The organism is Sphingomonas sp. 28-62-20 (assembly GCF_002281505.1).
In genome coordinates this window covers 120,940-142,775 of record NZ_NCGH01000005.1, presented here as the reverse complement: position 1 = coordinate 142,775, position 21,836 = coordinate 120,940, and the positions used below count along the sequence as shown (strand labels likewise).

The 21,836-nt window shown below is 62.2% G+C and carries 19 protein-coding genes and 1 tRNA gene; 4 read left to right on the top strand and 16 right to left on the bottom strand.

The annotated features are described in order from the left end of the window. Positions 1-43: 43 nt before the first annotated feature. The 11 genes from xrtA to B7Y43_RS05515 form a co-directional block, all read right to left on the bottom strand. Complete coding sequence (gene xrtA, locus B7Y43_RS05565; protein ID WP_374130623.1) at positions 44-1,585, bottom strand: exosortase; 1,542 nt, start codon at positions 1,583-1,585, stop codon at positions 44-46. Continuing rightward, positions 1,582-2,796, bottom strand: a complete 1,215-nt coding sequence (locus tag B7Y43_RS05560) for a TIGR03087 family PEP-CTERM/XrtA system glycosyltransferase (RefSeq protein WP_374130622.1) — start codon at positions 2,794-2,796, stop codon at positions 1,582-1,584. Before B7Y43_RS05560 ends, xrtA begins: the two co-directional genes overlap by 4 nt. After that, positions 2,796-3,863 (bottom strand): FemAB family XrtA/PEP-CTERM system-associated protein, encoded by a 1,068-nt coding sequence (locus B7Y43_RS05555; protein ID WP_374130643.1) that lies wholly within the window; start codon positions 3,861-3,863, stop codon positions 2,796-2,798. The genes B7Y43_RS05560 and B7Y43_RS05555 overlap by 1 nt, the downstream gene beginning before the upstream one ends. 2 nt (positions 3,864-3,865) lie before the next feature. Beyond that, a complete protein-coding gene (locus tag B7Y43_RS05550; RefSeq protein WP_374130621.1) occupies positions 3,866-4,741 on the bottom strand; it encodes an XrtA system polysaccharide deacetylase in 876 nt (291 codons plus the stop codon). Beyond that, positions 4,738-5,877 carry an ExeA family protein gene (locus B7Y43_RS05545; RefSeq protein WP_374130620.1) on the bottom strand — a complete coding sequence of 380 codons (1,140 nt, stop codon included), beginning with the start codon at positions 5,875-5,877 and terminating at the stop codon, positions 4,738-4,740. The genes B7Y43_RS05550 and B7Y43_RS05545 overlap by 4 nt, the downstream gene beginning before the upstream one ends. Positions 5,878-5,915: 38 nt before the next feature. Further along, complete coding sequence (locus B7Y43_RS05540; RefSeq protein WP_374130619.1) at positions 5,916-7,517, bottom strand: hypothetical protein; 1,602 nt, start codon at positions 7,515-7,517, stop codon at positions 5,916-5,918. Beyond that, positions 7,514-8,479 (bottom strand): AAA family ATPase, encoded by a 966-nt coding sequence (locus tag B7Y43_RS05535; protein ID WP_374130618.1) that lies wholly within the window; start codon positions 8,477-8,479, stop codon positions 7,514-7,516. The genes B7Y43_RS05540 and B7Y43_RS05535 overlap by 4 nt, the downstream gene beginning before the upstream one ends. Beyond that, complete coding sequence (locus tag B7Y43_RS05530) at positions 8,476-9,987, bottom strand: XrtA system polysaccharide chain length determinant (protein ID WP_374130617.1); 1,512 nt, start codon at positions 9,985-9,987, stop codon at positions 8,476-8,478. Before B7Y43_RS05530 ends, B7Y43_RS05535 begins: the two co-directional genes overlap by 4 nt. A 10-nt stretch (positions 9,988-9,997) precedes the next feature. Further along, complete coding sequence (locus B7Y43_RS05525) at positions 9,998-10,642, bottom strand: polysaccharide export protein (RefSeq protein ID WP_374130616.1); 645 nt, start codon at positions 10,640-10,642, stop codon at positions 9,998-10,000. Positions 10,643-10,720: 78 nt separating this feature from the next. Beyond that, positions 10,721-11,980, bottom strand: a complete 1,260-nt coding sequence (locus tag B7Y43_RS05520) for a pyridoxal-dependent decarboxylase, exosortase A system-associated (RefSeq protein ID WP_374130615.1) — start codon at positions 11,978-11,980, stop codon at positions 10,721-10,723. Then, on the bottom strand, positions 11,977-13,485 hold the full coding sequence (locus B7Y43_RS05515) for an acyl-CoA ligase (AMP-forming), exosortase A system-associated (protein ID WP_374130614.1): 1,509 nt from the start codon (positions 13,483-13,485) through the stop codon (positions 11,977-11,979). The genes B7Y43_RS05520 and B7Y43_RS05515 overlap by 4 nt, the downstream gene beginning before the upstream one ends. Positions 13,486-13,600: 115 nt before the next feature. On the opposite strand from B7Y43_RS05515, the gene B7Y43_RS05510 reads away from it, so the two are divergent. The 3 genes from B7Y43_RS05510 to B7Y43_RS05500 are packed head-to-tail and all read left to right on the top strand — an operon-like array spanning position 13,601 to position 15,332. Next, positions 13,601-13,882, top strand: coding sequence for an acyl carrier protein (locus B7Y43_RS05510; RefSeq protein ID WP_374130613.1), 282 nt, complete (start codon positions 13,601-13,603; stop codon positions 13,880-13,882). Further along, entirely contained in the window at positions 13,879-14,574 is a 696-nt protein-coding gene (locus B7Y43_RS05505; protein WP_374130612.1) for a hypothetical protein, read from the top strand. The genes B7Y43_RS05510 and B7Y43_RS05505 overlap by 4 nt, the downstream gene beginning before the upstream one ends. After that, a complete protein-coding gene (locus B7Y43_RS05500) occupies positions 14,562-15,332 on the top strand; it encodes a hydrolase 1, exosortase A system-associated (protein ID WP_374130611.1) in 771 nt (256 codons plus the stop codon). Before B7Y43_RS05505 ends, B7Y43_RS05500 begins: the two co-directional genes overlap by 13 nt. 3 nt (positions 15,333-15,335) lie before the next feature. On the opposite strand, the gene trxB is transcribed toward B7Y43_RS05500, so the two are convergent. The 4 genes from trxB to B7Y43_RS05480 all read right to left on the bottom strand — a co-directional run bounded on the left by trxB (position 15,336) and on the right by B7Y43_RS05480 (position 19,025). Then, positions 15,336-16,307: a thioredoxin-disulfide reductase gene (gene trxB / locus B7Y43_RS05495; RefSeq protein WP_374130610.1), complete on the bottom strand. Its 972-nt coding sequence runs from the start codon at positions 16,305-16,307 to the stop codon at positions 15,336-15,338. Positions 16,308-16,467: 160 nt separating this feature from the next. Beyond that, a tRNA-Met gene (locus tag B7Y43_RS05490) sits at positions 16,468-16,544 on the bottom strand. An 82-nt stretch (positions 16,545-16,626) separates the two neighbouring features. After that, positions 16,627-17,142, bottom strand: coding sequence for a 2'-5' RNA ligase family protein (locus B7Y43_RS05485; protein WP_374130609.1), 516 nt, complete (start codon positions 17,140-17,142; stop codon positions 16,627-16,629). Further along, positions 17,139-19,025, bottom strand: a complete 1,887-nt coding sequence (locus B7Y43_RS05480) for a potassium transporter Kup (RefSeq protein WP_374130642.1) — start codon at positions 19,023-19,025, stop codon at positions 17,139-17,141. Before B7Y43_RS05480 ends, B7Y43_RS05485 begins: the two co-directional genes overlap by 4 nt. 274 nt (positions 19,026-19,299) lie before the next feature. On the opposite strand from B7Y43_RS05480, the gene ald reads away from it, so the two are divergent. Next, the gene (ald, locus tag B7Y43_RS05475) at positions 19,300-20,394 is read left to right on the top strand and encodes an alanine dehydrogenase (RefSeq protein WP_374130608.1); all 1,095 of its coding nucleotides are present in this window, start codon (positions 19,300-19,302) and stop codon (positions 20,392-20,394) included. A gap of 17 nt (positions 20,395-20,411) precedes the next feature. Here ald and B7Y43_RS05470 read toward each other — a convergent pair whose 3' ends face one another. Then, positions 20,412-21,773, bottom strand: a complete 1,362-nt coding sequence (locus tag B7Y43_RS05470) for a peptide MFS transporter (protein ID WP_374130607.1) — start codon at positions 21,771-21,773, stop codon at positions 20,412-20,414. Positions 21,774-21,836: the final 63 nt, after the last annotated feature.

Below are 21,836 nucleotides of genomic sequence, written 5' to 3'. Positions count from 1 at the left end.
ACTGTCTGCCCCGTTGCGATCGATCGCGGAAACCTGCGTCGATCTATTGGCCGCTTGCCACCCGGTCGGCCAGCCGGTCAAGCGGCCCTGCGGCCTGGATGAAGCGCGCAATCGTCGCCCGGGCATCCACACCTGGCTCAACCTGTACCGATACATGCAGCGCCACGCCAACGGGCGATCCACCGAGCAGCTTCGCCTTCAGCGTCTCCAGCTTCACGACACGGGGGCTCGCCGTCAGCTTCCCGCCGATCCGATACCAGGTAACGACAATGCGCTCGACATGGCCGGGCGCGGTGATCCGCATCGCTGAGCCACCCGCAATGTCTGGCAAATCCTCGATCCGCACCCAGCGATCATCCTCACGCAATGCCCCAGTGCCGAAGGAGATCAGCTCCTTGCCTTCATGCTGGCTGCCGAACAGGGCGATCGTGAAGTCAGCCGCTTGCCCGCCTTGATCGGCAAAGCGGCCAGCCAGAAAATGATCGGCACCCGGATAATAAGGCGACCAGGGCGCTCTGAGATTGGGGCCCGCCGGGCTCCAGCCGGCGATGGTCGGCAACATGATCCTGTCAGGCAATTGTGTCGCCTGGGCGGATAGCGCTCCGGCCCAGCCTGCAAAGCCGGACGCGATCGTCAGCGCTAATGCGGCAGCGATCAATCCATCGATCCGCCAACGCGGCGTGGAGCGAAGCGCAGCGACGTCAAACCACGGCGCATCCGGATCGCGGTCGAACCATTTCCAACCGATCGCAATCACCGCTGCCATCACCAGCCCGAAAAACACCCACCCATAGATGATGTGATCAAACCCCGTCGCTGCCTCCACCGAGGTGAGGTGCGCAGCATAGATCGTGCCGAACGCACGGAAACCATTGGCGATCACCGGCACGACCAGCGCCATCACCATGAAGGCAATCCGCCGCGGCCAGCTGACAAAGGCGACATTGGCCACCAGCGTGCCATAGGCGATCATGGCAATCACGAATTTCGCGCCCGAACAGGCCTCTGCGACCTCGAAATAGCCATTGGGGATCGTGATCAGCACGCCGTCAACGCTCGCGGGCACGCCAACTGCATGCAACATCGGCATGACCATCGCCACCGTTACGCCCTGGAGCGGCGTTTCAAGCGACTCGCCGAACGGCACCAGGAAAAAAGCATAAGCGAGCGGAAACAACAGGCCGCGCGCGACCTGCGGGCCGAACAGGCTTACCACCGCGCCCTGCAGCATCAGGATCAGCCCAAAATGCCGCGCCAGCGCGACGCTTGCAGCATCGCCAACCAGCCAACCAACGCCGCCAACCATGATGATCGCCAGGCCCGGCCACCATCCTATGGGCGTCAGCTGGGCAAGATCATGGCGGCGCTGCCAGACCAGCCAGCCGATTACAGGGACAATGAAGAGGCAATGGCCAAAGGTGGTGCTGGTCCACCACAAACGCGCCAAGTCGGCGCTGTCATGGCCGAATAGGATCAGCAGGATGAGCGCAACACCGCCCAGCAAAGCGCCCTGGCGGCGCCAAGCGGCTGCCGTCCCCTCCCCGCCGCCTGTCTGGAAACGGGCGGCCGGAAAGGCGATCGTCACGCCGCTGACCGGCGCATCGGCGGCGCCTTTTTGGGCAGGCCAAGGATCGAGTCGAGCACGGCCAGCCGCGCGTCCCAGCCATAACGCGCAATCACTTGCTCGCGCGCTGTCAGGCCAAGCGCATTTGCCTTAGCGGGATCGGACATTAGCCGGGTAACAGCCTCGGCAATCTCGCCAACCGTTGCGCCGACATGGATCGTGTCTCCATGGTCGATTCCTTCGGCCGCCGCCGTCGAAGCGACCACTGGCCGGGCCATCGCCATCGCCTCAAGCACCTTGTTCTGGACGCCGCGGGCAAGCTTGAGTGGGGCGACAACAACGGCAGACGCGGCGATCCAGCCGCGCACATCGGCGACTTCCCCCGTCACAATCACCCCCGGCTGCCGGGCCAGCGCTTTGACCGCATCGGTCGGGTTGCGACCGACAATGGCGAACCTAGCCTGGGGGTGGACCACCCGGATATGCGGCATGATGGCCTCGACGAACCAGGTTACCGCTTCGATATTGGGGCGATAATCCATCTGGCCGGTAAACACGATCAGCGCGCCAGTCGTCTCGATCCGCTTGAAGCTCGCGGCGGGGTTGAAATAATCGGTGTCGATGCCGTTTTCGACTGCATAAACCCGCTTTGCGCCAGTGCGTTCGCGGAACAGCTCGGCTTCGGCTTCGCTAACGAACAGGCTGGCATCGACACGGGCGGCCACCGCCTTTTCATGCGCGAACAGCAATTGGGCCTCACGCTGCATCATCCAGCCGGTCAGGCCAGAAGACGTCTTGGCATAGGCATCGAATTTGGCCGAATCCATGTCGACAAAATCCATGATCACCTTCTGGCGCGGTTTGGCCGGCAGATACTGCGCCATTTGGCTCGAAAATACGTAGATCAAATCAATCGAATGACGCGCCAAAATGTTATCGACCGCTTCCTGCAGCGGCCCGTTTTCGAATGCGGTGAGCGAAACCGGTCGGCGAAAGGCCAGCGCCTGCACTGCTGCCAACCAGCGCGGCTTTGACCGCCAGATGATCGAACGGTTGCCCGTATAGGCGGCAAGCTCATTCTTGCGTCGCAGATCGCGCGTTTCGTCGGCAAAAGCGATGACATGCACCCGACGGCGAGCCGAGAGATATTTCAGGATATTGAAGCCACGGATCTTGTCGCCGCGATCGGGCGGATAGGGAATCCGGTGAGTTAGGAACAGAATATCGCCCATCAACCAAGGCCCTTTGAAATGATCGGACCAAGGCGATTGGCGGCCCAGAGCGGCAATTTACGCCACGCTGCCACCTGCATCCGGTATCGCGGGCTAAGCGGATTGATTTCCCGAGGTGCCTCACCCGCAGGTGCGCGTTTGGCATAATGGAGCGGCTGGCCAGTAAAGCCCCAATTTTTCTTGAACGCCGCCGGGCCGGTGCCTGCCTTTGATCGACCGAAATCAAAGCGCGTGCAGCCGCGCGCGCGGGCATGGCGCATGAGGGCAAAATACATCACGTCGTTCGCCCGTAAATCACGCGCGGCGGGGGTGCCACCGCCCCAATAGGGATACACAACGCCGTTCATATACACACTCAACACACTGGCCACCGCCATACCCCCTTGCCGAACGACCAGGATATCAGCGGAATCATCAAATTCGCGTAAAACTTCGCGAAACAGCCGGGCCGGGAAAACGGGCGTCCCCAGGTTCCGCACTGATTGAGAATATACCGAATAATGATCTTTCACGACTTTATCGTGACAACCCGTTTCGATTTCAAGATTTTGCGCCAGGCCCTTACGGATTTCAGCGCGTTGCTTGCGCGGCACGGCAGCAAGATCGCCCTCGTCATCGCTGGCAAGATCACGCGCAAAGCCCAGATAGGTGGTCTCGTCGATCTGCCAAGGTGCGCCGGGCAACGGCCCACCGCGAAGCTCCATTGTCGGGCAGCGCAGCCGCTCGGCGAGCGCCCAGCCCGCTTCGGCGAGCAATGGCACCGCATCGTCATATACCGCCAGGATACCGCCGCCGACACCAAAGCCCGTCGAAACCAATGCGCGACCAAACAGCGGCGATCCGATTTCAGTCAGCGGCAAAACCCCTGCAATCTCGCCATTGCCGCGCTCAGCAACCAGGCAATGCGCCCGCTGGCCGCAGCCCCGCGCCACCGCAATATTCCAGGCCGGCACGTGAAATGGGGTCGCCGCCGGGTGCGCGCGTACAAAGCCATCGATCCGCGCGCGATCACCCGCATCGGCCAGATTAGCCGCCCGCAGCGCCAACGGCATAGAGAGCAACGGCATCGTCACGCGACCCGACCCCGTTCAGCAGCGACGACGGCATCAACCCGGTCCCAGTCATGCCGATCAATCAACCGGCGCAGCTTTTCCGCCATCGCGCCAAGCCGACTATAATGGCGCAGCTTGGACTTGAGCGGCGCATTCGCGACACGCGGCTGGCCGGGATCAATTTCCCAGGGATGAAAGTAAAACACCGCCGGGCGCCCAGCCTCCTCATTCACCCGGTCAATCGCCCAGTCCGTGATCGCGCCAGGGAACAGCCGGAAAAAGCCGCCGCCAGTTGCCATGTCCCGGCCGGCAAAACGGGCGATGGTGATCGGCAGTTCGATCAAATCCGCATCGGCGATTGGCTTGAATGCGCAGCGTGGCGCGTCGGGCCAGCCATAATGGTCATGCGCGATTGGTGCGACGCTGGAGGAATAACGATAACCCGCTGCTGCCAATTCGGCATGGGCCCAGGGCGTGCGCTGATCGATTGAGAAACTTGGCGCGCGATATCCCGTAACGGCGACTCCAGCGGCATCTTCAATCGCCATGCGCGCGTCGTGCAAATCTTGACGAAATTGTTCGGCACTCAGCGTGAACACGCGTTGATGATCCCAGCCATGGCTGGCGATTTCATGCCCCGCCGCAACAATCCGACGGATCAATGCCGGGTTACGCTTGGCGACCCAGCCAAGCGTGAAAAAAGTCGCCTTCACGCCGCTTTCGGCAAACAGCGCGAGCACGGCATCGGTATTCTGCTCAACGCGCGGCGCGAGCTGGTCCCAATCCTGTTTGTCGATCACCGTTTCAAAGGCACCGACCTGAAACCAGTCCTCAACATCGACCGACAGCGCATTGCAGACGCGCGCGGCGACGATCGGGCTCATCGCATTCATGCGGCCGGCCCCCGAAAGGCAGACAGATCGGGGCGATGATTGTCGCTTTCGACCCAGTCAATGAGCAAGGTAAGGATCCGGCGCAGCGCCCGTTCCTGATCTTCGAGGCGCATCTCAAGTGCCGCGACGCGACCGAGCAGCCTGGCCTGTTCGGCGCTATCGAGCGGGGGGGCTTCCGATGCCGCAACGGGACCAGGCTCGCGCCAGCTATCGTCCTGGCGGATCGGCAATGGTTCGGGTTCCCGAACTGCCATTGCTGGTGCTGGCCTGTCAGCGCGCTGAGCGAGGGTTTCGGGCACATCAGCCTCAACCGCCGGGGCGAGCATGTCCCCAGCGATATCGGCGATCACAGCGTCCACCGCGCGCGCATCAATCGTGTCGATCTGCTCGATGGCGCCAAACAGCATCACGCGCCCGGCGAGCTGGTTTAGCCGTCGCGGAACGCCGGCCGATCCGTGATAGAGCGCGGCAATCGCCTCTGGCGTGAAATGCGGCCGTCCCTGCCAGCCCACCACGGCGAGCCGGTGGCGCATATAGGGTTCGATCTCCTGCGGCCCCATCGGATCGAGATGATGCATCGCAATCACCCGCTGGCGAAGCTGTTCAAGCCCAGCCGCCCCGTGCAGCTGGCGACGGAATTCGGGCTGGCCGAGCAGAAAGATCTGCAGAAGCGCATGGCCACCGGCCTGAAAATTGGACAGCATACGGAGTTCTTCAAGCGCCGACACCGGCAGCGCTTGTGCTTCATCGACGATCAGCAACGTTCGCCGACCGCTGCGCGCCACCGCGTGAAGGCCGCGTTCGATCTGCGCCAGCAACTGCGCCTTTACGAGACCAATCGGGTCGATATCGAGCCCGGTGGCCACCATCCGCAACAGATCATCGGCTTCGATCTGGGTCGATACGATCTTGATCGCATGCAGCCGTTCGCGATCAAGCGTTGCCATCAAATGACCGACAAGCGTGGTTTTCCCGGCGCCAATGTCGCCGGTCACAACAATGAAGCCTTCGCCCTGGCTAAGGCCATAGCCAAGATAGGCCATCGCCTTTTTGTGCGTGGCCGATTCGAACCAGAATCGTGGATCGGGCGTGAGCTGAAATGGCCTGCCGCTCAATCCATAGTGATCATCATACATTCGGCGTCATCCCAGTCGGGCCCCTGGCCCCAACAGTATCAGAACGAATAACGTGCCCCCAGCAATGCCTGCACGGAAACCGCTGTGTCCTGCCCCGGCTGGCTAAAGCTGTAAACGCCAACTGCGCCTTGCGCTGAGAGCTTGCCGAACCGACGGGTCAGCGTGCCCGTAGCACCTGCCCCAAAGCTGCCGTCGGTGCCGGCAATGCCGCTCTTGTAGTAATTGGCAAAGGCAGTGGCATCGATGCTTGTATTACTGTCAAGCGCGCGGGCGATAAAGGCTTGGGCGTAATAGCTTTCGTCGCTGATGCCATTGACCGAGAAGCCAGTGCCGCCATTGGGCGCGACGAATTCGCGATTGGCATAGCCTGCGCCCACCCCGAAGGTGAGCGGACCACGGCTAACCGAGACGATCGCATCGACACCGCGCGCACGGTAGGCCGACGCATTGATCGATTGCAGCGCACCGTTCAGGCAATTGCCAGCCGCGCCGCCCTGTGCGCCGAAGACACAGCCGTTAAAGTCACCGCCGAAACCACCGCGCGTGGCATTGAAACTGGTGCCGATATTGGCAAGGCCATTTTGTAGCTGGCGTCCGAAGGTCTGGATGCCATCATAGACGCCCACGCGGATCGCCATGCTTTGCGTCGGTGTATAACTGAACGATCCGGTGACGCTGGTCGATCCGTAACGCCGCCCTACCCGCACATCGAGCTGGGTGCGCTTGCTGGGCCGCCAGACAACACCGGCATCATAATAAATGCCATCAAAGCTATAGGCGATCCGCGCCGGGCTGGCCGGATCGGTTTGAAAACGCCCGCGCGAGTCAACAACTGGCTGGCCGGTTGCATCAACTACTGCGTCACGCTGGCTGACCTGGATATTTTCATAGCCCCCGCCGGCCACAATCGCGAGCGCACCGCCAACCGGCACCAGCACATCGGCCCGGGCATATTTGCCCTCATATTTCTGGTCGAGTTGAACAGCATCGTCGCGTTCCCATCCGCCGCTGACCGTGATCCCAACGGGCAACACCGTGCCCGATTTTAGGTTCAGGCTGGCCTGCGCGACCTGGCTGCGCGAACTGTCAAAGGCATCAATCCGCGGCTGGCCTGGCGTAATGCTGGCACCGCCGGTTGCTTCTGCCTTAGTGTATCCAAGCCGATAGCTCGCGCTAATGCCAAGATCGCCGACATGCGTGCCAACCGTTGGACCGCCATAAACCGAATAAACCTGGCTGATATTGTCGACATTGCCGACCAAAGTGCCCGGGTTGGCCCCGCGAATGTCCGATCGGGCGCGCGTGGCGATTGCCCCGCCTTCAACGCTGAAACCCGGCAAGACATGGACGGCGGCCCGTGCCAGGCCGCTATGCACGTCAACATCGTTCAGTCGTGCCTGATAGCCGATCCGCCGTTCGTACCGGTAGCTGACCTGTGCTTCGACCCGGCGTGACGAAACCGAGGCATCCACCCCGGCCGCAACCGACGTATAGGTCAACACGTCGCTGGTATTGAGATCGGCGGTCACGACCTGACCGATTTCGATATAGGGCGTGATGGTCCGCTTGCGGGCATCGGCGGGCGTCGCCGCCATGCCGACACCGCCAAGCGCCGTGATGATGATCGCGATCCGCGTCATTGGGGCTCCTCCAAGCCATAATAGCTGCCGAACCGACGCCCCCCTGGCGCGTAGGCAACTGAATTGAGCACCAGCTGGATATGGGCACAGCCATCGAGTAACCCGACCGCTTCACGCAGATCGCCCTCGCTGGTCTTGTCTGCGCGCACGACGAGCATGATCTGGCCGACATGCAGGGCAAGCGTTGCCGCGGGCGACGCCGCCAATGCTGGTGGTGAATCGAAGATAACGATCCGGCGGGGATCGGCATCGAGCAACTGCTGCAACAACGCCGGGGTACGGTCGCTGGCCAGCAATTCGGTATCCTGATTGCTCTTGGTACCCGCCGGCAACAAGCTGAGCTGCGGGATGTTGGTATGGATCACGCAATCCTCGACATTGATCGCGGGATTGGCCAGCGCATCAAGCAGTCCCGGCCCTTCGGCGAGGCCGAGCCGCTCCATCACATCGGGTTTGGCGAAATCTGCATCAACCAGCAGAATTTCCGTGTCGCGCTCAGCCGCCATCGACAACGCAAGGTTGAGCGAACAATAGGTTTTGCCCTCATTGGGATTAGCCGAACAGACCAGGATTGTCCGCGAACGATCGCCTTCTGCTGACTTCACCGCGCGTGCCGTCAGCAGCAATTGACGCTTCACGAGGCGAAATTCCTCAGCCAGCGCGCCAATGGCCGCACCGGGGACGATCAGGCCCTGTTCGGCCAAAAGCCCGCGATCGATCATCGCCGTCCGGCTGCGCTGCTCAAAACTACGCCGCACACCATGGGCGGCTGGGGAAGGTGCGCGCGCGCGAGCGACCGCCTCAACCTCGATGTTCAATGGCAACGGCACAGGATTAGGAGCGGATGCCGGAATAGGCGCCGTTATCGGTGCCCCGCCACGCAGCTCGGCCTGAAAATCATAGATCGCCGCTGCCCGTTCGAGCAGCGAGCCGCCGGTCCGAATTGGGCGCATCTCACTCATGCTGCCAGCCCCCGCTGCAAGAATTCAACGCCGATCAGCGCGATATAGGCAACGCCCAGCCCCCCGGCCCCGCCGGCAAAATAGGTCAGCCGCTTGGCCCGCATTGCCCGCTGGGCATCGGTAACCATCTCGCCGATCGACCCGATAACGGGCATGCCGGTTGCGCGCTCCAGCCGGCTTGCTGTCGCGAAGGTGGCCCGCAAATGGCCAAAGGCGAATGCCGCGCCAATCCCCGCGAAAATCCCGGCCATCAACACACCCGTCAGCAACAGCGGTCGATTGGGAGCGGTTGGCGCTCGCGGTGCAGTGGGCGGATCGATCACGCTGAATTTGATCGCGTCCGTCTGGTTCTGGACCTGGCCACGCAGCTTGATGTCCTCGCGGTCGCCAAGCAGCTTGTCATATTGATCTTTGAGCACTTGATAGTCGCGCTCCAACTGCGCCTGTTCGGCGGCAACAGCGGGATCACCGTTCAGCTTCGCCTGAAGCTGATCGAGATCATTTTGCAGTTGGGCTTTGCGCGCGGTGAGCGCGGCGACCTGTGCCTGTTTGTCGGCGCGGAGCGACTGAAGCGAGAGATAGGCCGGATTGTTGGCGCTTGCCGCTGCTGTGCCCAAAGGTTCGGCGCGCGCTGCCCCTTGCGCCTGAGCGAGCTGACTTTTGAGCGCGACGACATCAGGGTGTGATTCGGTGAAGCCACGACCGCGCGCCTCGGCAAGTTGGCCCTGGATGGCGTTGACCCGCGCGCGCGCCGGGCCAGCGATCCCGCCACCGACGCCAGCGATGCTCGCCGGGACGCCTGCCATCTGACCGGTCAGCGCGGCCAATCCACTCTGCGCAGCGGCAAGGTCGCTATCGACCTGCGCCATCTGGCTGCGGGCGTTGCCGATCCGGTCGTTGAGCGTGCCGGTGCCGGGCAGTGAGCCCAGATAGCGGTTCTGGAAATCGGCACGCTTGGCCTCGCTGTCCTGCAATTGCTTCTGACGCTGGGCAAGCTGGCCATCGAGGAACTGCAGTGTCTGGCTGGTCTCATCGCGATTGCCGGCGAGATTTTCCTCGACGAAGATATCGATCAGCTTCTGCACGATCTGCCGCGCGAGCTTGGGGCTCGTCGAATTCGCGGTGATCTCGACCAGATTATCCTGTTGCGCGGTAATCTTGATCGCGCCCTGCAGCGCGGCCACGCGATCAGCGACATCGCGGTCATTAGCGACGCTGGCGGCCAAATCGGTGCCGCGGACCACCTTGGCCAGGTTGACGGCAGAAGTCAGCGTCTGGCGGACACGGTCCATGTCCCTGGATTGTTCATCAGCGGTAATGCCGATCTTGCTCGGCAGGATCGATTGCATCTGCACCGAGATGCGTGCGCGCGACAAATAGCTGTTCGGAATCTGCGATACCAAAAGCCAGCCAAGCACACACACCGCCCAGGCCACCGCCAGCGCAAGCCAGCGGCGGGTCCAGATCCCGTGGAGCGCAAGGCGCAGCTCGTCGTAAAGACCGTTCATGCCATCATCCTCAGAACATGCTTTCCGGGATGATGATGACGTCGCCGGGCTGCAGCTTCACATTGGCCGAGGAGTCACCGTTTTTGAGGAGGCTGGACAGCCGCAGCGAGAATTCGGTCTGACGACCGGTATTGCGATCATAGCGCACGAGCCGTGCCTTGTTGCCAGCGGCATATTCGCTGAGCCCGCCAACCGCGATCATCGCATCAAGCAACGTCATATTGGCGCGATAGGGCAGCGACGCCGGTTTTTCGGTCGCGCCGACGATCCGCACTTGCTGGCTGAAGGTCCCTGAGAAATTCTCGACGATCACCGAAACGATCGGGTCCTTGATATACTCACCGAGCGCAATCTTCATGTCATCGGCGAGCATCGCCGGCGTCTTTCCGACGGCGGGCATGTCACTGATCAGCGGCGTGGTGATGCGGCCATCGGGGCGCACCTGCACCTTTGCCGACAGTTCGGGATTACGCCAAACGAAGATGTTGAGCTGATCGAGCGGCCCGATCACATATTCCTCGCCCGGTTGTTCCTGCGAGGCGACAAAGGCAGCGGGCGGCAATTCGGGGCGACCGCCGCCGGGAATGCACCCCGACAGCAGCATTGCGACCGAAAGCGGCCCGCAAAAGAGCTTGGAAAACTGCTGCAAACGCATCACTCGATCCTCCGGCTGGCGCGCGAAGGCCGGTGACGTCATCCGGCTCCAGGCGCAGCTATGGCCATCGGTATCGGTTCAAGAGGTGAAGATTGCGTTAGGATTGTCTGGTAAACCCACCAGAAGCTCGGTTGGCGGCGCATGGCCGAGGAAACCAACGGGGCTGGCCGTCAGTCCATAAGCGCCAGCCATGAAGATTGCGATAACATCACCAACAGCGGCCGGCGGCAGCGCGACCTGATCGGCCAGCCGATCCAGCGGGGTGCACAAGCAACCAACAACCGTAACGGGTTCATCCGCCGCTTCACCCATCCGCGACGCAACGGCGACCGGATAGTTGCGACGCACCACCGTGCCAAAATTGCCGCTTGCCGCCAGTTGGTGGTGCAGCCCGCCATCAGTGACGAGAAATGTCTCGCCCCTGCTGATCTTTCGATCGATCACCCGCGTCAAATATACGCCGCAGGGGCCGACCAGCCAACGCCCGAGCTCAACCGCGAAGTCCGCGCCAGTCAGCGATCCGGGCAATGACGCCATGGCATCACCCAAGGCGGCGCCGATGGCGGCCACATCAACCGGCGTATCGCCCGGAAAATAGGGAATGCCAAAGCCGCCGCCGAGATTGACCAAGGGCGGCACCACGCCAATTTCCTCGGCCAGCATGCCCGCGAGCGCCAGCGTTTGGGCCTGCATGTCGATAATCGCCGCTGAATCGAGCGCCTGCGATCCAGCGAAAATGTGCAGCCCGCGCCAGCTTGCCCCGGCAGCGAGGATCATCCGAACGAGTGCGGGGACTGCTGCTGAATCAACCCCAAAGGGCGACGCCCGCCCGCCCATCCGCATGCCCGATCCGCGCAATTCGAACGCGGGATTGACGCGTACCGCCAGCTTGGGCGTAACGCCGATCCGCTCGCCAATCGCCAGCGCGCGGCGCGTCTCGCCTTCGGACTCCAGATTGATCGTTACCCCGGCCCCAATAGCCGCCGTCAATTCGTCGTCGCGCTTGCCGGGGCCGGCAAAACTGACCGGCGTGCCAGGCGCCGCTGCGTTAACCAGCCTAAGCTCGCCACCCGAGGCGATATCGAGCCCATCGACCAACGGCGCGATTGCCCGGATCAGCGGTGCAAACGGGTTCGCCTTGACGGCATAATGTATGCCAATCCCGCCTGGCAGCGCCGCGCGAAGCTGGGCGATGCGCCCGGCAACAATCCCAAAATCATAGACGAAAAGCGGTGTATCTCCGGCGATATCAATCCAGTGCGTGGCGTTCTTCCCAGCAATGGTGAGCGATCCGATCTGGGCTGAGAATTCGGGCGGGATCGGCCCCATCGGTTTCATCGCGCCACCTCAGCCTTCAGCGCCGCCCGGTCGAGCTTGCCATTGGCGTTGCGTGGCAGGGCATCACGCCAGTGATAATGCGCGGGTTGCATGAAATTGGGCAAATCACGCCGCAGCCGCGCACGCAAGGCCTGCTCGACATCAGCCGGATCGCCCCGCGCGCGCGCAACCACCGCGATAACCTGACCAAGACGTGCATCGGCCACGCCAATTGCAACCGCCTCCGCTACCTCACCGCCGGCGAGCACGGCTTCCTCGATTTCGGTGGGGCTGATCCGGTTGCCCGCCGATTTGATCATCTCGTCTGCGCGCCCGACAAAGCGCAACAGGCCGTCAGCGCCCTCGATGACCTCATCGCCGGAGAACACCGCCATGCCCCCGCTGGTGAAATAGGCGGGCGCTGGCCGAAACCGCTCCGCAGTCCGCCCATTGTCGCCCCAATAGCCAAGCGACACCAAGGGCCCCGCATGGACAAGCTCGCCAGGTTCGCCTGGGGCCGCGCGGTGGCCATCGGCACCCACCACTATCACCTCGGCAAAAGGAATCGCCTGCCCCATCGATTCTGGATGCGCATCGACAAGGGCGGGATCGAGATAGGTCGAACGGAATGCCTCGGTAATCCCATACATCGGATAGAGATCGGCCTGCGGGAACCGGCGCCGCAAATCGCTGACCATCCGCGCTGTGAGCGCGCCGCCCGAATTGGTCAGCCGCCGCAGCGTATTGGCGGTTTCCGTGGGCCAATCGGCCTCAAGCAATTGCCCCCACAGCGGCGGGACGCCCGCCAGCGTGGTCGCGCCGAACCGATCGACTGCCTTGATCACATCACGCGGCGTGAGATAATCGAGCGGGATCACCCGCGCGCCGGCTGCCCAGCTCGAAAACAGCTGGTTCTGGCCATAATCGAAGCTGAAAGGCAGCACGCACAATGTCCGGTCATCGGGCGTTAGCCGCAGATAATGCGCGACGCTGATCGCGCCCAACCACAAATTGGCATGGCTGAGCATCACGCCCTTGGGTCGTCCAGTCGATCCTGAGGTATAGAGAATAGCCGCCAGAGCCTGCGGATCAGCCGCGCTTGGCAGCATGACGTCAGTAGCGAACACTGCGTCTTCAAACACCTGGCGACAAGATGCGGGCACGTCGCCCGCTTCTAACGTCGCGGCCCGCGCGGGCTGGGTGACCAGCAGCGCGGCCCCGCTATCGGCAAGGATATGCGCCACCTGCCCCCGCTTCAGCAGCGGGTTGATCGGCACATGGACCAGCCCGGCGCGCGGTGCCGCCAGCGGCAACAGGCAGGCTGTGCGCGTCTTGGCAAGCCAGCTCGCCACCCGATCTCCAGCCTTTAAGCCCTGCGATGCCAGGAATGCCGCCATTTGGCCGACCGCCTGCTCAAGCCCTGCAAAATCAAGCGTACCACTACGGTCCGCAATCGCGATCAGATCGGCTGCGCCACGGCCCGGCAGATGGTCGATCGGACGGGGAACGGGATCGAGCGGGATCATGCGCCCTTGATACCGGCTCGCGCCGTGCTGCCAAGAGCCAGTGTTGATTGGGGCCAGAGCTTGGCAGAAGCCGGGCAATTCTCTAACGGCCTCGCTTAACGGAAACAGCTTGTGGGTGGTCGCATTGGGGCGGTTGAGTGAAGCCGAGGTTGAAGACACGGTTCGCGCGGTGTTGCGCGATGTTCTTGCGATCAGCGAGGACCGGATGGCGGCCTTTGGCGATGAAACCGAACTTTTCGGCGCGCTGCCCGAATTCGATTCGCTCGCCGTCGCTGGGGTCTTGACTGAACTTGAGGACCGGCTGGGCATTCTGATCGAGGATGACGAGGTCGATGGCGATATGCTGGCGACCTTTGGCGCGCTCACCCGCTTCGCCGTCGCGCGGGTCGGCGTTTGATCGACCATTATGACTGGTCCGGCGGGCGCGAGGCCATGGTGCGCTTCGGCCCCGACAGCGGCCCGGTCGTAATAATGCTGCTACCGCTGTTTGAGGAACATAACCGCACGCGGACGTTTGCGGTGACGATCTGCCGGGCTTTGGCCGATCTGGGGGTGGCGAGTATTTTGCCCGATTTGCCTGGTCAGGGCGAAAGCGTTTTGCCGACCGAGCAGGCAACGCTGGGAAGATGGCGCGCTGCCATAGCGAGCATTGCCGAGGCTGAACGAAATCGCCGCCGCGTCTATCTGGCATCGTTCCGCGCTGGCGCTGTGCTCGACGGCAATGAAGCCGCTGCTGGCGTCTGGCGGCTATCACCCATCACTGGGCAAACAGCACTGGCCGATTTGCAGCGCGCAGAGGCGGTTGGCGGCAAGCGGGATTGGGACGCGCTTGGTCCCGAAGATGCGCCCGTGCAGCTGGCAGGCAACGCGATTGGTTGGCCGCTTTATGCTGCTTTGCGCGCTGATGCGGTTCTAATCGAGCCGCAAGCGCCCCATCGCACCGTCCGCCTCGACAGCGACCCCGCCATCGCCGACATCAAATTCCCCGGCACTCCGCTTTGGCGACGGGCAGAGCCTGGCAACCACCCAGCGCTTGCGCGCGCGCTTGCTAGCGATATCGCCGATTGGGTGCGCTCGTGCGAAAGCTGATCACCTTTCCTTGCCAAGGTGAGACCCTGGTCGGCTCGCTCGACGAAGCCCCAGGCACGACCGGGCTGTTGATCATATCGGGCGGCAATGAAATCCGCTGTGGCGCGCATCGCGGTATGGCGCTGTTGGCGGCTGAACTGGCGGTGCTTGGCACGCCGGTGTTCCGTTTCGATCGGCGCGGAATTGGTGATTCAACCGGCGAAAATGGCGGCTTTGCGTCCTCCGGGCCTGACGTCATGGCGGCAGTCACCGCCTTTCGCGCCGCTGCACCACAAGTGAAGACGCTGGTCGGTTTTGGTAATTGCGATGCGGCGACGGCGTTGTTGCTACATGGCGGCGACGCTTTCGACCGGCTGATCCTCGCCAACCCCTGGGTGATCGAGCAGAATGACGACCTGCCCCCTGCCGCCGCCATACGCGCGCGCTATGCCGACCGGCTGCGCGATCCGACGAGTTGGCGGCGGATGGTCACTGGCCAGGTTAATATCGGCAAGTTGGTCAGTGGATTGGCAAAGGTTGCTACTGCCCAGTCTCAGCTATCGTCATTGGAACGAGCCGTTTTCGAGGCACTGGCCGCGCATCGCGATGCCCGCGTGATTCTCGCTGCTGGCGACGCCACCGCTATCGCCTTTGCCGATGCGGCCCGGCGGCTTGGCCATGATGCAGCACCAATCATGATCGACACCGCATCGCACAGCTTTGCGCGGCAGAGCGACAAGGCCGCCCTCCGCGCGGCGATTATGGCCGCGCTTGCCTGATCCTTATTCGGCGGCTTCGGCCACTTTTTCGAAATCCGCCTCGGCAAGGAAGCGCTCTGCATCAAGCGCGGCCATGCACCCGGTGCCGGCCGCCGTGACAGCCTGACGATAGATTTTGTCCATCACATCGCCGCAAGCGAACACACCGTGGATGCTGGTCTTGGTGGTGCCCTTCTCAACCTCGATATAGCCGTCTGAATCAAGCGCCAGATGGCCGCGGAACAATTCGGTTGCGGGGTGGTGGCCGATCGCAACGAAGCCGCCCTCTACGTCCACGGTAGATGCCTCGCCCGTTACGCGATCATGCAGCGCGATGCCGACCAACCCCTCAGGGCTGCCGCCACCGACAAAGGAACGGACTTCCTTGTTCCACAGCACGGTGATCTTGGGATTGGCGAATAGCCGGTCCTGCAGGATGCGTTCGGCCTTCAGGCTGTCACGCCGGTGGATCAGCGTCACATCGTCGCTATGGTTGGTCAGGTAGAGCGCTTCCTCAACCGCGGTGTTGCCGCCGCCGATCACCGCCACCTTCTTGCCGCGATAGAAAAAGCCGTCACACGTCGCACAGGCACTGACGCCCTTGCCCTTCATTAGCTCTTCGCTGTCGAGCCCCAGCCATTTGGCCTGCGCACCGGTCGCGATGATCAGCACATCGCCCTCATAGATATCGCCGCCATCGCCGATCAGCCGGAACGGGCGCCTGGACAGGTCAACCGAGACAATCGTGTCGTACATCAGCCGAGTGCCGACATGCTCGGCCTGGCCCTGCATTTCTTCCATCAGCCAGGGGCCCTGGATAACTTCACGAAAGCCCGGATAATTTTCGACATCGGTGGTGGTCGTCAGCTGCCCGCCGGGCTGGATGCCCTGCACCAATATCGGCTTCATCCCAGCACGCGCGCCGTAAATGGCGGCAGAAAGGCCGGCGGGCCCGGAACCGATGATGAGCATACGGGTATGATGGGTAGCGGACATCTGGGGGGCTTTCATTCTGGACCTGCCCGGTCTGTAGGGAAGATCGGGCCTTGCTTGCAACATGGTGTTCGCAAGGGCGCACACAATCGTTACGCCAGCGCAGATTTGCTTGCAGCGCGCACCGCCGCGCTTTGGTCACCCGGCCCCGGCGGGGCGGAAATGGTAGCGAAGGAGGGACTTGAACCCCCGACCCCAGGATTATGATTCCCGTGCTCTAACCAGCTGAGCTACTTCGCCCCAAAGGGACACGCCTGTTGGCGAGCGCGGGGCTATAAGTGCGGCGTCGCCCCCGGTCAACCACCCCGGCATCATTGCGCGATTAGCGAAACATGTGGCGCGAGATGAGCGCCCATGGCCCGCCGAGATAGGCCCATGCGGCCAGCCCCGCTATTGCCAGCGGGCGCGGCTGAAAATCGGCCGCAAGTGCAGTGATCAACGCCTTGGCCTCGCTAGGCTGCACCTTGTTCTGGATGGTGATGTGCGGGCGCCAGGGGGCGGCATCCTGTGGTATCAGCAGCATCGCAAAAGCATTGGCGAGCCGGTGGCGGATCAGCTCCAGCTCAATCGATTCGATGCGAAAGGCGGTGCCGCGCCCCAATGATATCAGCCCTGCCACACGCGCCGCCGGGGCCCGCACGCCACGGGTTTCGTCGTTCAGGCGTTGCCGAAGTTCCGCTTCCAGCGACGGCATCAGATGATGGAACATCGTCAGATGTGCGTCCAACTGGTTGCGCTCACGCGGAAAATGCGCGCGCCGCAAGCCATCGACATAGGCAAAATCCTGCTTGCCGAGCAGCGCGGTAACGATGATTGGCGCGCCGGCGGGCGTGGTCAAATCTCGACCTGGCTACCCAGTTCAACCACCCGGTTGGTCGGCAGACGGAAAAATTCCATCGCGCTTTCCGCGTTGCGCAGCATCCAGGCGAATAGTTTTTCGCGCCAGATCATCATGCCGGGATGATCAGACGGCAGCAATGTCTGCCGCGAAAGGAAGAAACTGGTGTCCATCATCCGGAAGCTGGCGCCGCACTGGTCGATTCGGGCAAGTGCTGCGGGCACATCGGGCTCCTGCATGAAGCCATAGTTCAGGATCATGCGATGGAAACCGTTGTCGAGATGTTCGAGCTGACAGCGGCCGTCATCGGGGCAATAGGGCTCATCCATGATTTTGACGGTCAGCAGGATGATGCGTTCGTGCAACACCTTGTTATGTTTCAGATTATGCAGCAGCGCATGCGGCACGCCTTCTGCGGTCGATGTCATGAACACCGCCGTCCCCGGCACACGCGTTGCCGCCGTCGCCGCTGACTGAATGAACACCTTCATCGGCATCGCCGAATCACGCATCCGCTCGATCATCAGCTTGCGGCCCTTTGACCAGGTGGTGAGCAACACGAAAACGATCAGCCCGATCAACAGTGGGAACCAGCCGCCGTCGGGGATCTTGGTCAGATTCGCGGCGAGATAGGCGCCATCGACCACGAACAGTAATCCGAGCAGCGGCACCGCATAGTAAGACGGCCAATTCCACAACCGGAACAGCACCACTGCGAGCAAGCAGGTGTCGATGGTCATCGCGCCCGTCACCGCGATGCCATAGGCCGAGGTCAGGTTGGAGGAGGTCCGGAACGACAGCACCAGCAACAATACCATCACCAGCAGCGCCCAATTGACGATCGGGATATAGATTTGCCCTGCCGTCGACGCGCTGGTGTGTTCAATCCTGAGCCGGGGCACGAAACCGAGCTGGATGGCCTGTTGCGTGACCGAAAACGCGCCTGAAATCACGGCTTGGCTGGCGATAATCGCCGCCATGGTCGCTAGAATGACGAGCGGCAAGCGGAGCATTTCCGGCGCGAGTAGATAGAAGGGGCTTTCAAGCGCCGTCATCCCGTCACGCGCCAGCAATGCCCCCTGCCCCATATAATTCAGGATCAACGCCGGCAGCACGAAGAGCAGCCAAGATCGCCGGATCGGATTGCGCCCGAAATGGCCCATATCGGCATAGAGCGCCTCTGCGCCGGTGACGGCCAGCACCACCGAGCCAAGCGCCAGAAAGGCGCGCAGCGGATCGGCCGCGAAAAAGCTGAAGGCATATGTGGGCGACAGCGCCCAGATGATTTCGGGGGTTTTCGCAATGCTGATCACGCCAAGCGTGGAAATGACCACGAAATAGGTGAGCATGACGGGGCCAAAAAACAGCCCGACCTTCGACGTCCCGCTGCGCTGGATTGAAAACAGCCCAACGATGATCGCCACGGCCAAGGGCAACACCAAGGTGGAAAAGCCGGGGGCCGCCACGGTCAACCCTTCAATCGCGCCAAGCACTGACACCGCTGGGGTAATCATGCTGTCGCCATAAAATAGCGCGGTCGCGAAGACGCCGAGCAGGATGATCCCCTGGCTCCAGCGCTGGTTCTTCGTGCGCCCGGAAATCAGCGCGAGCAGGGCCAGGCTGCCGCCCTCGCCCTTATTGTCGGCGCGCATGATCACGCTGACATATTTCAACGTCACGACGATCATCATCGACCAGAACATCAGGCTGACCACGCCCATGATGTGCAGCGTATCGAGCGTCAGCTTGTGGTGGCCGGCAAAGGTCTCGCGGAAGGCATAAAGCGGGCTGGTGCCGATATCGCCAAATACCACGCCGATCGCGCTAACGGCGAGCCTGATCGGGCCGTCTTGGTGATGGCCGTGGCCATGTGCTTCCGCCACCGAATCGCCGACAAGCGGGGCATTGGGCGTTTTATCCGGCGCGGCATTATCGGTTGGCGGCTCGCTCACCGGCCGCGGTGCCCTGACAAAATGGGAATGCGACCAATGATCACGATGTGACTGCCCATCCAAGGAACTGAAGCGCGGGCCCTACCATGCACCACCAAGCCCGGCAACGCCACATTCTGGCGCCCTAAGCCAACCGACGCGCTGGCGGGACAAGCACAATCCAAGGCGCTATAGCCCGGCGCACAACATTTGTCGGAGTGGATCAATGCGAGTCGGTGTCCCTAAGGAAATCAAAAACCACGAATATCGTGTCGGCCTGACGCCAGCCTCGGTCGCCGAACTGGTTCGCGCCGGTCATCAGGTCATCGTTCAGACCGGGGCTGGGCTGGGCATTGATTTCGAAGATGGCGATTATGTTGCCGCTGGGGCCAGCATTGTCGCCGATGCCGCCGCAGTTTTTGCCGGATCAGACATGATCGTGAAGGTGAAGGAGCCTCAACCCAGCGAGATCGCCATGCTGGAAGCCCGCCATGTGCTGTTCACCTATCTCCACCTGGCGGCGGACAAGCCCCAGGCGCTTGGCCTGATGGCGTCGGGCGCGACCTGCATCGCTTATGAAACCGTCACCGCTGCCGATCACTCACTACCGTTGCTCAAGCCAATGTCCGAAGTCGCCGGCCGCATGTCGATTCAGGTTGGGGCGCATTATCTGGAAAAGGAACAGGGCGGGCGCGGCGTGTTGCTGGGCGGCGTTCCCGGCGTCGCCCCGGCGCGGGTGGCTATCCTTGGCGGTGGTGTTTCGGGCGTCAACGCCGCGCAAATGGCGGTCGGCATGCGCGCGGACGTGACGATCTATGACATCAACAATGCCCGGCTGGCCGAACTCGACATGTTCTTTTCCAGCCAGATCAAGACGGCCTATGCATCGACTGCGGCAATCGCGCAGGCGGTGAAGAACGCGCATCTGGTGATCGGCGCGGTGCTGGTGCCGGGTGCGGCCGCGCCCAAGCTCGTAACGCGCGAGATGCTGCGGACCATGAAGCGCGGATCGGTGCTCGTCGATATCGCCATCGACCAGGGCGGGTGTTTTGAAACATCGCACCCCACCACGCATGATGATCCCGTGTTCGAGGTGGATGGCGTCATCCATTATTGCGTCGCGAACATGCCTGGGGCGGTGGCACGCACGTCGGCGTTTGCGCTCAACAACGCCACCCTGCCCTTCGCGCTGAAGCTCGCCAATCTGGGCGCGGAGGCGGCGATGGCGGCGGACCCGCATCTGGCAAACGGGCTGAATGTGTCGGGCGGGAAGATCCGGCATCAAGCAGTGGCGGATGCGCTCGATTTGCCGATGAACTAGCTTGCTCCCGGATCGGGCTAATCGCTGAACCGCCGCCGGAGCGGCCGCGCGATCAGCATCAGCCCAATTCCCGCGCCGCCAACAATGGCGCTGTGGAGCAGCCAGAAGGCACTTGGGCTAAGCGTTTCATACAGGCCGCCGAGCCGGCCGCTTATCGTGCTGGCGAAAAACACCGCCATGTAATTGATCCCAATCATCGTGCCCCGCAGGCTGACCGGCGATTTAGAGGCGAACAGCGCGAGCGCTATCGGCGTGAAATAAAGCCAGCCAATGTTTGAAAGCAGGTGGAAGCCGATCGCCCAAAGCAGCGGCACCTTTCCGGCGATCGCCACCAGCGGCGACAGCGCCAGCCACCCAGTGCTGCCTGCAAAGATCAGGCAGCCAATGGCCATCTTGGCCAGATCATCAGGCTCCCGCCCGCGCGCTGCCTGAGCGCGCCACAGTGCTAGAAAAAATGGCATCACGATCACCGGTGCCAACCCGTCAAACGCCTGGAGCCATGGCACCGGCATTTCAAAGCCAATTTCGACATGATCGCGCGCCCACAGATTATAGACGTTCCACACCTGTGACTGGGCGATCCAGAAGCCGATAATCAGCGGAAAAATCATGAACAAGGCGACAACCCGCTGTCGCTCTGGTCGGGTGAGCGGCGCTGTCGGCGCAGAGGAGACGAGCGCCTTGCGTTCCGGGGGCAACAGATGTTGCCCGGCGAGATAGACGCACAGCCCGATCAGCATGCCGACACCCGCAAAACCAAAGCCGAAATGCCAGCCATAAACGACCGCCAGTGTGCCGGTGATAAGCGGCGCGATGAATGCGCCGACATTGATCGCGACATAATAAAGCTGAAACGCATCGGCTTCTCGCCGATCCCCGCCAGCGTAAAGCGACTTTACCTGTGGTCCCAGATTGCCGCGCAGCAATCCCGCTCCCAAAATCAGTAGCAGCAAGGCCAATAGAAAAGTGCGATCAAAGGCGAGACAGAAATGCCCCGCGGTCATCAAACCACCACCGGCCACCACCGCGATCCGCCGCCCGGTGAGACGATCACCAATCGCCCCACCAATTACCGGCGTGAAATAGATCAGCCCGACATACAGGCCGAATATCTGCGCTGCGAGCGCTTGTACCGATAGCGGACCGGTAACGCCTTCGATAAAGGCCCTAAATTGCGCAAATCCGGCAACATACTCGACATGTCCCGGCAGCAGCAAAGCGCCAACCATGTAGAGAACGAGCAGCGCCTGCATGCCGTGGAACGATATCCGCTCCCATAATTCGGTGCCCGCCAATACCCAAAGCCCGCGCGGATGATCGAACATGCTGGTGCGGCTGGCGAGTGCTTCATCGCCCGAAATGACGCTGCTAGCGGCCATGGTGCATCGTCAAAACCCGCGTCCCCCAAACTGCATGCGGAAATCGTGGCGGGACGCCGATCA